The organism is Micromonospora sp. NPDC005237 (genome assembly GCF_040607775.1).
Lineage (GTDB): Bacteria > Actinomycetota > Actinomycetes > Mycobacteriales > Micromonosporaceae > Micromonospora.
Window position 1 is genome coordinate 190,972 of record NZ_JBEXHJ010000006.1, and the last position, 10,553, is coordinate 201,524.

General features: G+C 73.5%; 12 protein-coding genes. 4 read left to right on the top strand and 8 right to left on the bottom strand.

Translation table 11 applies throughout. The features are described from left to right. The first annotated feature begins 47 nt into the window (after positions 1 to 47). Positions 48 to 644: a helix-turn-helix domain-containing protein gene (locus tag ABZT87_RS18085; RefSeq protein WP_355136736.1), complete on the top strand. Its 597-nt coding sequence runs from the start codon at positions 48 to 50 to the stop codon at positions 642 to 644. Further along, entirely contained in the window at positions 641 to 1,897 is a 1,257-nt protein-coding gene (locus tag ABZT87_RS18090; protein ID WP_355136738.1) for an MFS transporter, read from the top strand. Before ABZT87_RS18085 ends, ABZT87_RS18090 begins: the two co-directional genes overlap by 4 nt. 41 nt (positions 1,898 to 1,938) lie before the next feature. Here the strand turns inward: ABZT87_RS18090 and ABZT87_RS18095 are convergent, their stop codons facing one another. The 5 genes from ABZT87_RS18095 to ABZT87_RS18115 all read right to left on the bottom strand — a co-directional run bounded on the left by ABZT87_RS18095 (position 1,939) and on the right by ABZT87_RS18115 (position 5,294). Further along, the gene (locus ABZT87_RS18095; protein WP_355136740.1) at positions 1,939 to 2,634 is read right to left on the bottom strand and encodes an alpha/beta hydrolase; all 696 of its coding nucleotides are present in this window, start codon (positions 2,632 to 2,634) and stop codon (positions 1,939 to 1,941) included. A gap of 39 nt (positions 2,635 to 2,673) precedes the next feature. After that, positions 2,674 to 3,054: a VOC family protein gene (locus ABZT87_RS18100; RefSeq protein WP_354857157.1), complete on the bottom strand. Its 381-nt coding sequence runs from the start codon at positions 3,052 to 3,054 to the stop codon at positions 2,674 to 2,676. 23 nt (positions 3,055 to 3,077) lie between these two features. Beyond that, on the bottom strand, positions 3,078 to 3,683 hold the full coding sequence (locus ABZT87_RS18105; protein ID WP_354857155.1) for a DUF4291 domain-containing protein: 606 nt from the start codon (positions 3,681 to 3,683) through the stop codon (positions 3,078 to 3,080). A gap of 50 nt (positions 3,684 to 3,733) precedes the next feature. Beyond that, a complete protein-coding gene (locus tag ABZT87_RS18110; RefSeq protein ID WP_355136742.1) occupies positions 3,734 to 4,771 on the bottom strand; it encodes an L-dopachrome tautomerase-related protein in 1,038 nt (345 codons plus the stop codon). A 112-nt stretch (positions 4,772 to 4,883) separates the two neighbouring features. Next, positions 4,884 to 5,294, bottom strand: a complete 411-nt coding sequence (locus ABZT87_RS18115) for an MmcQ/YjbR family DNA-binding protein (protein ID WP_355136744.1) — start codon at positions 5,292 to 5,294, stop codon at positions 4,884 to 4,886. Between the two features lie 147 nt (positions 5,295 to 5,441). Between ABZT87_RS18115 and ABZT87_RS18120 the strand changes: the two genes are divergently transcribed. Further along, positions 5,442 to 7,244 carry an acyl-CoA dehydrogenase gene (locus ABZT87_RS18120; protein ID WP_355136746.1) on the top strand — a complete coding sequence of 601 codons (1,803 nt, stop codon included), beginning with the start codon at positions 5,442 to 5,444 and terminating at the stop codon, positions 7,242 to 7,244. Between the two features lie 12 nt (positions 7,245 to 7,256). On the opposite strand, the gene ABZT87_RS18125 is transcribed toward ABZT87_RS18120, so the two are convergent. Together ABZT87_RS18125 and ABZT87_RS18130 are read right to left on the bottom strand one after the other, a co-directional pair. Further along, entirely contained in the window at positions 7,257 to 7,433 is a 177-nt protein-coding gene (locus ABZT87_RS18125) for a hypothetical protein (RefSeq protein ID WP_355136748.1), read from the bottom strand. Positions 7,434 to 7,530: 97 nt separating this feature from the next. After that, positions 7,531 to 8,244 carry a spermidine synthase gene (locus tag ABZT87_RS18130; protein ID WP_355136750.1) on the bottom strand — a complete coding sequence of 238 codons (714 nt, stop codon included), beginning with the start codon at positions 8,242 to 8,244 and terminating at the stop codon, positions 7,531 to 7,533. 128 nt (positions 8,245 to 8,372) lie between these two features. On the opposite strand from ABZT87_RS18130, the gene eccB reads away from it, so the two are divergent. After that, positions 8,373 to 9,746 carry a type VII secretion protein EccB gene (eccB, locus tag ABZT87_RS18135; protein WP_355136752.1) on the top strand — a complete coding sequence of 458 codons (1,374 nt, stop codon included), beginning with the start codon at positions 8,373 to 8,375 and terminating at the stop codon, positions 9,744 to 9,746. Between the two features lie 107 nt (positions 9,747 to 9,853). Here eccB and ABZT87_RS18140 read toward each other — a convergent pair whose 3' ends face one another. Continuing rightward, complete coding sequence (locus tag ABZT87_RS18140) at positions 9,854 to 10,459, bottom strand: class I SAM-dependent methyltransferase (RefSeq protein ID WP_354860046.1); 606 nt, start codon at positions 10,457 to 10,459, stop codon at positions 9,854 to 9,856. Positions 10,460 to 10,553: the final 94 nt, after the last annotated feature.

Below are 10,553 nucleotides of genomic sequence, written 5' to 3' on the forward strand. Positions count from 1 at the left end.
CGTCTCCGGGGGTTGCTGCGCAGGATCTGAGAGGCTACTTTCGAAACATGTCTCTCAAGAATCCGTACGGGGATTTCGAGATCACCGAGCCGCAGGCGCTGCGGGCGCTGGCGCATCCTGTCCGGTTGGCCATCCTCGACCGGCTCCAGCAACACGGCCCGGCCACGGCCACCGGACTGTCGCCGCACGTCGGCGCCACGCCGTCGGTGGTCAGCTGGCACCTGCGCCACCTCGCGACGTTCGGCCTGGTCACCGATTGGGACGGCGCCACCAGCAAGCGGGAACGCTGGTGGCAGGCAGCCGCCCAGGGGTTCCGCTTCTCGCTGCCCGACGACGCCGAGGGGCAGGCCGCGGCCCGGCAGTTGCGCGGCGAGATGTTCGCCCGCTATGCCGAGGCGCCCCAGCAGTGGCTGCTGCACGACGAGCCTCGGCTGAACACCGAGTGGCGCGGGCTGGCCGGGGTGGCCGACACCCGCTTCGTCGCCACACCGGACGAGCTGCGACACCTGGAAGAGGCGATCGAAGAACTGCTCGCCCCGTACGTGCGGCGCAAGGACGACGAGACGGCGCCGGACGGCGCCCAGCTCGTCCGGATGCTGCGCTACCTGCTGCCCGAATCCAGCGACGATTCGCCCGCGTCATGACGGCCGTCGACGCCCCGCCCGCACCGGCGCTGGGCCGCGACCGGCGGTTCCGCACCTTCTGGATGGGTGAGACGATCTCGGCGTTCGGCGACCGGATCAGCGAACTGGCCCTGCCGCTGATCGCCGTCTCCCTGCTCGCCGCGACGCCCGTGCAGGTCAGCGTCCTCACCGCGCTTATCTGGCTGCCCAACCTGCTGGGCGTGTTCCTCGGCGCGTGGGTGGACCAGCGCACCCACAAGCGTCGACTCCTGATCATCGCGGACCTCGCCCGCGCGGCCGTGCTGCTCAGCCTGCCCGTGGCCTACCTGTTCGGCGCGATCACCCTCACCCAGCTCTACCTGGTGGCGCTGCTCAGCGGCGCCGGGGCGGTGCTGTTCACCCTGGGACAGCAGGCGTTCTTCGTCGCCCTGGTGCCGCGGTCGGCGTACGTGGACGCGAACAGCAAACTCAGCGTGAGCCGGTCCCTCTCGTTCATCGCCGGCCCGGCCGTCGGCGGTGGGCTCGTCCAGGCGCTCAGCGCGCCGGTGGCGGTCCTCGTCGACGCGGTGTCCTTCCTGGCCTCCGCGCTGCTGCTGCGGCGCATCCCGGTCACCGAGTCGCCTCCGCCGCCACGGCGGACGTCCACACTCGGCCTGGTCCGCGAGGGCCTGGTGCTGGTGCTGCGCCACCCGGTGCTGCGCGCCGCGCTCGGCTGCACCACCACCGTCAACTTCTTCACCTTCATCGCCGCGGCGCTGCTGGTGCTCTACGCCAACCGTGAACTCGGCCTGTCGGCCGGCGCCATCGGCGTCGCGTTCGGCATCGGCGCGCTCGGCGGACTGGCCGGCGCGGCCCTGGCGCCTCGCCTGTCGCGGGCCATCGGGCTGGGCCGTACCGCGATGATCGGCGTTGTGGTCTTCCCCGCACCGCTGGCGTTGACGGCGCTGATCGCCGGCCCGACCTGGGCGAAGGTGGCCATGCTGGCGGCCATCGAGATGGTCTCCAGCGTCGGCGTGATGCTGATGGACGTCAACCTCAACGCCCTGCTCACCGCCGTCACACCCGACGACGCGCGCGGTCGCCGGGCCGGCGCGTACAGCGCCGTCAACTACGGCATCCGGCCGCTCGGCGCGCTGGTCGGCGGCGCGCTGGGCACCACCCTCGGGCTGCGGCCGGCCCTGGTCGTCGCCGGAGTGGGCGGCGTGCTCGCCGTCCTGTGGCTGCTTGCGTCCCCGGTACGCCACATCACCACCCTCGACGACCCCGCGACCTGACCTGCCGGGCCGGCCCGCCGAGACCGTCGTCGCCCGCGCGGTCAGCCGATCTCGGCCACCAGCAACCGCGCCAGCTCGGCGGGTTGGGAGAACATCGGCCAGTGGCCGGTAGCCATCGTGACCAGCCGCCAGTGCTCGCTGGTCAGCAGCGCGGACACGGTGTCGTTGGGCTCCGGCCCGTCGAGCAGACACTTGACGTACGTCGTCGGCAGCTCGCCCAGCGGACGGGCCAGCACGGCCGGTTCGGTCAGCGTGGCGCCCGGGTGCGGGGTGGCGCCCTTGAGCAGCCGCGCGATCTGCTCCTCGGTGAGCCCCTGGCCGTCGAACTCGGCCGCGTCGGGCGGCCGCCAGTCGCCGCCGTTGTCGGCGAGCACCGACTCGAACGCCGCCTGACCCTGCCACCAGCCGGACGCGAACGACCCGCCGTCGACCGGCACCTCCGCGTCGACGTAGACCACCCGGGTCAACCGGTCGCCGATCCGCGCGGCGGCCTGACCCACCGGGATGCCCGCGTAGCTGTGCCCGACCAGCACCACGTCGCGCAGGTCGCGCCGCTCGATCTCGCCGACGATGTCCTGCACATGGGTCTGCTGCCCGGCGGGCACGCCATGCCTCTCGGCGAGACCGGAGAGGGTCAGGGGACAGGTCTGGTGGCCGGCGGTTCGCAGCCCCGGCACCACCTCGTCCCACGCCCACGACCCCAGCCACGCGCCCGCCACCAACATCACATTCGCCATGTCCGGCACCCTAGCGCCGACCTCTGACAGCCCGGCGCGTCACGACCAGGTCCGGGACTGGGCGTCGAACACCTCAGGTGGGCTCTCGACCGGCAGCACACAGAGCAGGTGCCCGCCGGGCGCCCGCAGAATCCGACACTCCAACCACTGCGACACCTCGGTGGCGCCCAGGCCGACCAGCCGAGCGGTCTCGGCCGCCACGTCGTCGGTCTCGATGTCGAGGTGGTAGCGCGGCGCGTCGTCGACGGCCTGGACGGCGGTGACCAGGCCCGGCAACGCCTCGTGCAGACCGACGAACTGCGGCTCGGCCGGATGGGACCGGGTGCCGACGCCGAGTGCCGCCGACCAGAACTCCGCCGCCCGCGCGGCCTCCGCCTCGGGCGCGTCGATCAGCAACGCGTACACACGGCTTCGATGCATGCGAGGCAGGATATCGAGGACTCTCACCCACCGCCCGTCGCGCCGAGGCGAGCGGCGATCTGAGCCGGTAGCGGGTAGGGACTCTCGACCGGCAGGTGGTCCGTCGCCGCTCGCTCATCGCCTGCCCGCACCAGCTCCCGTACACGGTGGACGGTGGGGGTGATGTCCGTGACGGCCACGATCCAGTCGTCGACGTACCGGGCGACCGCCGCACCGGACAACCCGACCTGCAGCGACCGATGGGGCAGCGCGGCCATCCGCACCGTCCGTTCCGGGTCCCACTGCACCCGTACCGGGCTGCTCTTCAGCTGCCGCGACCAGGTCGCCCGGTCACCGTGCACGTCCCGGTCGTAGTGGCTCAGACAGGCGTGCGCCAGCGCCCACTCGAAGCCCTCCCGCGCGATGTCGATCGACAGCACGCGCTCCTGGCCGGGCTTGGTGGCCCAGCCGCAGCGGTACATCATCCACCGGAACGACGGCTTGATCCAGGTCATGCGGTCCCGCTTGAAGGGGGCCACGAAGCGGCCGGCGGCCACGGCCGGCAGCGCGACCTCCGGGGGGTACGCCTGGTACACGGTGATCGTGTCGGCCGAATGGCGTGCGCGGATCTGACGGGCGGGAACGGACACGCCCCGATTCTCACCGATCGGGCCTCGACCGCTCCACAGGAATACCGCCGTCAGGCGTGGTCGCGCGGGGGCGGACCGGCGTCGACCGGCATCCGGTAGATCCGGACCGGATAGTCGACGGCCGAGTGGCCGCCGTTGAGCCCGGCGGTCAGGTGCAGTTGGGCCGCCGGCAGCCAGAGGTGACCCTCGGCGTCGAGCCACATCGCGTCCACCCAGGCCAGGCGCGGGTCGGCGACGAGCGTACGGACGCTGCGGTCCGGCCCCACAGCGAGCACGCGACGTCGCTCCACATCGCTGACGTAGATGGTGCCGAGCGCGTCGATGGCCGTGCCACCGGTGCTGGGCGTGTCCCACCAGGGCTCGACCCGCCGGGCCAACTCCTCGGCGGACAGCGTCGGGTCGTCCAGCCAGCGGGTGCCGATCCGGGACATCCCACCCGAGGCCGGCTGGTAGTACAGCCACCGACCGTCCGGCGACACCTCCAGCTGGTCGGCGTTCAGGCACACCTCGGCGCCGCCGGGATCCCGCAGCGCCCGGCCGTCGGCGACCACCGGCCCGCCCACCGTGCTCGGGTGCCCGTCCAACACCCGTCGGCACCGGCCCGAATCGAGGTCCAGCACGATGAGGCCGGGCGTGCCGGCGTCGGTGAGGTACGCGGTGCCGCCGTGAAACCGGACGTCGTCGACGTAGCTGTGCGGACGCACCGCGTCGTCGAGGTGGTAGACCCGGTCCACCCGGTCAGCGTCGACGTCGACGGCGATCAGCCGCGCGCCGCCGGGCACCTGCTCCCCGCCAAGCTGCGGCGACCCCGAATCGATGATCCACAGTCGGCCGTCCGGGCCGGCCCGCAACCCGTTGACGTGCACGAACGTCCCGTCCGGCGGTTGGTCCGGCTCGTTCCACGCGGCGTCCGGGTACGGGTTGCGACCGCCGTCCGGCAGCGCCTCCGCCACCTGCACGCCCGGCCCGTCCGCCGACGGGTAGCTCAGGAAGACCCGCCCCCGCAGGGTGGTCACACCCGTGCAGACCCGATCCTCGACGAGCACGGGTGTCAACCGAGGATCCTCCTCGGTCCCAAGCCTGGACATGGGCCGCTCCTCGCGCGACGGGCGGCGTCGCCGATTCCCGTCGGTGATCCGCCACCGTTGGCGCGGTATCCCCGAGCCGGCCCGGGCGAAACGCCGGCCTCGCCGGGTGCGCTCAGCCGGGCCGGTCGACCAGTGCGGCGAGCCGTTTGGGCGCCTGCACGCAGTAGCTCTCGGTGAGCAGCTCGCCGACCTCGTCCCAGTCCGTGTCCTCGTCCAGGATCATGCCCAGCACGTTCGGGCTCCAGTCCGGCTTGTAGAAGGGGTGCCCGACGCTCATAAGACCGGCGATCTCGTCGAGCGGCGATCGGAAGACCAACAGGCAGGCCGGCCGGTCGAGCGCGGCGGCGCGCGCGTGCACCGCCTGACGGTCGGGGTCGACGGTGAGCACGTGGGCGAAGGTGCGCCGGCGGATCCGCCAACGGGTGCCCACCCAGGCCGGCTCCTCGTAGGTCTCCGGCAATCCGCGGCAGATCGGGCGCAGCCGGTCGAGAACCTCGGGGTCGACGTCTCCGGGCGCGGTCACGGGCAGGGACCTTAGCCGACGGGTACGACAATGACGCCCGCCGACGGGCGGCGGTGGTGTGCTCCCGGTGGATCGGTCAGGATGGGTCGGGGCGACGCCGGGCCGCCGCCCCCGAACCGACACACCCGAGCCCCGCCGAGGAGTTCCGTGCCGTCCACCCTGCTCTCCCGCCGTGACCTGGACTTCCTGCTGCACGACTGGTTGCGGGTGTCGCAGCTCGCCGAGCGCCCTCGCTACGCCGAGCACTCCCGGGAGACCTTCGACGACGCGCTGGACCTCGCCGAGCGGGTGGCCACCGAGCAGTTCGCCTCGCACAACCGGGCCGCCGACCTTGCCGAACCGACGTTCGACGGGCAGCGGGTGAGGCTGATCCCGCAGGTGCGCGCGGCGTTGGACAGCTTCGCCGAGACGGGTCTGCTCACGGCCGGGCTGGACGCCTCGGTCGGTGGCCTGCAACTGCCGCAGGCCGTCGCCGCCGCCTGCTTCGCCTGGTTCCAGGCGGCCAACGTGGCCACCTCGGCGTACCCGATGCTGACCCTGGGCAACGCGAAGCTGTTGTTGGCGCACGGCAGCGCCGAGCAGGTCGACACGTACGTCCGACCCATGCTGGAGGGTCGGTTCTTCGGCACCATGTGCCTGTCCGAGCCGCACGCGGGCAGCTCGCTGGCCGACATCACCACCCGGGCCGAGCCGCAGCCGGACGGGACGTACCGGCTCTTCGGCACCAAGATGTGGATCTCCGGCGGTGATCACGAGCTGGCCGAGAACATCGTCCACCTGGTGCTGGCGCGGATTCCCGGCGGGCCGCCCGGGGTGAAGGGCATCTCGCTGTTCATCGTGCCCAAGGTGCTCGTCGAGCCGGACGGATCGCTGGGCGACCGCAACGACGTGGTACTCGCCGGGCTCAACCACAAGATGGGCTTCCGGGGGACCACCAACACCCTGCTCAGCTTCGGCGACGGCGGCCACACCCCGGCCGGTCGCTCCGGCGCCGTCGGCCATCTGGTCGGCGTGCCGCACCAGGGGCTCGCCCAGATGTTCCACATGATGAACGGGGCCCGGATCGGTGTCGGCGCCGGTGCCATGGCGCTGGGCTACACCGGCTATCTCAAGAGCCTGGCGTACGCCCGCGAGCGGCCGCAGGGCCGGCCGGTCGACGCGAAGGACCCGGCGGCGCCGCAGGTGCCGATCATCGACCACCCGGACGTACGGCGGATGCTGCTGGCGCAGAAGAGCTACGTGGAGGGTGCCCTGGCCCTGGTGCTCTACTGCGCCCGGCTGCTCGACGAGGAGCAGACCGCCCCGGAGCAGACCGACCGCGAGCGGGCGCACCTGCTGCTGGACGTGCTCACCCCGATCACCAAGAGTTGGCCGTCGCAGTGGTGTCTGGTCGCCAACGACCTGGCGATCCAGGTGCTCGGCGGCGCCGGCTACACCCGCGACCACGACGTGGAGCAGCACTACCGGGACAACCGGCTCAACCCGATCCACGAGGGCACCCACGGCATCCAGGCGCTGGACCTGCTGGGGCGCAAGATGACCATGCGCGACGGCGCGGGCCTGCTCCTGCTGACCGAGCGGATGGGCGACACCGTCAGCCGGGGCCGCCGGGCCGGGGGCGAGGCGGCCGAGCTGGCCGACCGGCTGGCCGGCGCGGTGGATCGGGTCGTCGCGGTCACCCGCCGGCTCTGGTCCGGCGGTGATCCGGTGCTCGCCCTGGCCAACGCCAGCGTCTACCTGGAGGCGGTCGGGCACGTGGTGATCGCGTGGATGTGGCTGGAGCAGGTGCTGGCGCTGCCGCCCCAGGAGGACGGCGACGCCTTCCACGCCGGTAAGCGGCAGGCCGCCCGCTACTTCTTCACGGCCGAGCTGCCCCGGACGGGCCCGCAGTTCGACCTGCTGGACAGCCTCGACCGGACCACGCTCGACATGCGCGCCGACTGGTTCTGAACGGCCCCGGCGTCACCGTCGGCGGGTCTGGTGGTGCATGGCCTGCCGTCCCTTGACCACGCCCAGGATGATCACGATCACCAGCGCGATCAGACCGATGATGATCAGCCAGCGGACCGCCTCGAGGAACAGCCCGAGCAGAATCAGCACGCCGGCGACCACACCGACGACCCAGAGCAGGGCACGCATCGCGACCTCCCGTAACCCGGCCGCGGCGCGAGATGCGGCGACCCCCGGGCTCCACGTCCCCGATTCCGCCAACCTCAAACGCCATCCCCAGGCGGAGTCAGCGGTGGGCGACGTAGACCGTGTTGGCGGACTGGCCGCCGGTCAGCGGGTTGGCGAACGGCACGACATGAGCCCGCGCGGTCGCGAACACCTCCGTGAGCGCCGCGACGAACTCGTCGTCCGGCGGGTCGTCCGACCACAGCGCGAAGACGCCCTCCGGTCGTAGCAGCGCCGCGAGTCGGCGTAGCCCGTCCGGCGCGTAGAAGGGGGCGTGGCTCGGGTGCAGGACGTTGCGCGGCGAGTGGTCGACGTCGAGCAGGACGGCGTCGTACCGACGTCCGGGCGTCTCGGCGTCGAACCCGTCGTCACCGGCCACGGCGGCGAAGAAGTCGGCTCGCGCGAACCGGGTCCGGGGGTCCTCGGCGAGCCCGGCCGCGAACGGCAGCAGTCCCCGCCGGTGCCAGTCGATGACGTCCTCGATGGCCTCCACCACGAGGAGTGTTCGCACCCGTGGGTCGGCCAGCGCGGTGCACGCGGTGTAGCCCAGCCCGAGGCCGCCGACCACCACGTCGAGGGCGTCGCCGGTCAGTTCGGCCAGGCCCAGCCGGGCCAGCTCGATCTCGGCGACGGGGAAGAGGCTGGACATCAGGTACTCGTCGTCGAGCTTGACCTCGTACACCTCGACCTGCAGCGCCGGATCGCGGCGCCGCCGCAGGCTGATCGCGCCGATCGGGGTCTCCCGCCAGGCCAGCTCCTCGAAACGCGCGCCCACGGGTGCCCTCTCGCCGCCGGATTCGTCCCCGGATGGTACCGGTCGGGGCCGGGCCCGCCACGCAGGGTCCACGGGACATCGACGCAGCGCATATCCTGTGGCCCGGTCAAACCAGCGGAAGGGACCTCATGCCGTCGCGGCAGGATCAGCTGCACTCCTACCAGTTCAGCGTCCAGCGGGCGGTCGCCGCACTGGTGATGCGGGAGACCGACCCCGCCCAGTCACCGTTTCGGCGGTTGGCGGGCGCGGGCCTGGCCAGCGTCCTCGTCGCGGCGATCGGGCTCGGGGGTTCGGCGCTCTACGGGCTGTTCGCCGGCGGTGGCAAGGGGTGGCGCGACCCCGGCGCGGTGATCGTGGAGAAGGAGTCCGGTGCCCGGTTCGTCTACCGGGAGCAAAAGCTGCACCCGGTGCTCAACTACGCGTCGGCGTTGCTGATCGTCGGCGCGGACCGGTCGAAGACCGTGCTGGTCTCCCGACGCTCGATCGACGACGTGCCGCGCGGCCTGCCCCTGGGCATCGCCGACGCACCGGACTCGCTGCCCGCCCCGGGCCGGCTGGCGACGTCGGCCTGGACGGTCTGCTCGACGGCCGGCGGCGAGGACCCCCGGTCCGCGCTGCTGATCGGCACCGACCCCGACGGCGGTCGGCCGCTGGGCGACGACGCGCTGCTGCTGCGCCACCCGGACGGCGGCCTGCACCTCGTGTGGCACCAGCGTCGGTACCTGGTCCGCGATCCCAACCGCGTGCTGGCCGCGCTGGCGACCACCCGGACGCGGGCGGTGCCGGTCGCGCCGGCCCTGCTCAACGCGCTTCCCGCAGGCGTCGATCTGGCCCCGCTGGCGCTGCCCGGCGAGGGTCGACCCGCCACCCGCGTGCCCGGCGCCACGATCGGCCAGGTCTACCTGGTGCGCAACTCCGGCGGCGGCCGGCAGTACGCGGTGGCGCTCGACGACGGGCTGGCCGGGATCACCGAGTTGCAGGCCGGGCTGCTGCTGGCCCGCACCGGGCAGGGGGAGTCGGAACCGATGACGCTGGGCCGGTTCGCCGCGCTGCCCACGTTGCCCGACCTCGCCCCGAGCGGCCCGACCGCGCCGCCGCCCGTGCCGCCCCCGCTCGTCAGCTCCGACGACGCGGCGATCTGCGCCCGGGTCGGGGACGACGACGGCACGGGCGAGGTGCTGCGGGGCGTACGGCTGCCGGATCTGGCGGCCGTCCCACGGACCGCGCCGAGCGGCGGCGCGGCGCTGGCCGACCACGTGGTGGTGCAGCCGGGTGGCGGCGCGGTGGTCGAGGCCGCCGCGGCGCCCGGCGCGTCCGGAGGCGCGGTGTCCGTGGTCACCGACCTGGGCCGGCGGTACGTGCTGGCCGACCGGGAGGTGCTGGCGATGCTCGGCTACCGCGACGTGCGACCGGTGCGGCTGCCCGCCGGCCTGGTCAGCCTCGTGCCGGCCGGCGCCACCCTGGACCCGGACGCGGCCCGGGCCGTCGCCGCCCCGTCCTGATGCCGGTCGTTCTGTCGCCCGGGCGGCGGTCGGCTGCCCGTCGGTGGGGTTTCGGTCTTCCGGCGGCCCCGCCGCGCGGGTGTCGGTCGCCCGGGCTGCCCGCCGGGTCAGGCGGCCGGGCGGCGCAGGATGCTGACCGCGAACGGCGCGTCGTCGCGCCACGGCCGCAGGTCCCAGGTGGCGAAGCGGTGCTCCAGGCGCAGCCCGGCGGCGACCGCGTCGGCGTCGAACGCGGTCAGCGGGTAACCGCGTTCGGTGCCGAAGCCCACCGCCAGCACGCCGTCGGGGCGCAGGTGCCCGGCGAGTCGGCGCAGCACCTCCGGCTCGGTGCCGGCGGCGACGAAGGCGAGGACGTTGCCGGCGAGGACCGCCGCGTCGAACGGCTCCGCCTCGCCGAGCGCCGGCAGGTCCAGTTCGGCCAGGTCGGCGACCAGCCAGCGGGGGCCGGGATGGTCGGCGCGGGCGGCCTCCACCAGCGCGGGGTCGGCGTCGACCCCGACCACGGTGTGCCCGCGCTGGGCCAGCGCGGCGCCGACCCGGCCGGTGCCGCTGCCGGCGTCGAGGATCCGCGACCCGGGCGCGACGAGCGCGTCGACCAGCCGGGCCTCGCCGGCCAGGTCCGCTCCCTCGGCGGCGAGCTTGCGGAACCGGTCGATGTACCACTGCGAGTGCTCCGGACCGGTGTCGGTCGCCCAGCGGGTCGGGTTGGCCATACGGCCACCGTAACCGGGCCGGTCGGGGCGCGACGGGTCGGTCCGGCAGGCGCACCGATCGGTGGCAGCTCAGCGGCGACGGGGTCGGCGTGTC

Coding starts and splice junctions, on each gene's coding strand:
- ABZT87_RS18090 (WP_355136738.1), top strand. CDS start 641: ATGACGGCCGTCGACGCCCCGCCCGCACCGGCGCTGGGCCGCGACCGG.
- ABZT87_RS18095 (WP_355136740.1), bottom strand. CDS start 2,634: ATGGCGAATGTGATGTTGGTGGCGGGCGCGTGGCTGGGGTCGTGGGCG.
- eccB (WP_355136752.1), top strand. CDS start 8,373: ATGCCGTCGCGGCAGGATCAGCTGCACTCCTACCAGTTCAGCGTCCAG.
- ABZT87_RS18140 (WP_354860046.1), bottom strand. CDS start 10,459: ATGGCCAACCCGACCCGCTGGGCGACCGACACCGGTCCGGAGCACTCG.
- ABZT87_RS18125 (WP_355136748.1), bottom strand. CDS start 7,433: ATGCGTGCCCTGCTCTGGGTCGTCGGTGTGGTCGCCGGCGTGCTGATT.
- ABZT87_RS18085 (WP_355136736.1), top strand. CDS start 48: ATGTCTCTCAAGAATCCGTACGGGGATTTCGAGATCACCGAGCCGCAG.
- ABZT87_RS18100 (WP_354857157.1), bottom strand. CDS start 3,054: ATGCATCGAAGCCGTGTGTACGCGTTGCTGATCGACGCGCCCGAGGCG.
- ABZT87_RS18110 (WP_355136742.1), bottom strand. CDS start 4,771: ATGTCCAGGCTTGGGACCGAGGAGGATCCTCGGTTGACACCCGTGCTC.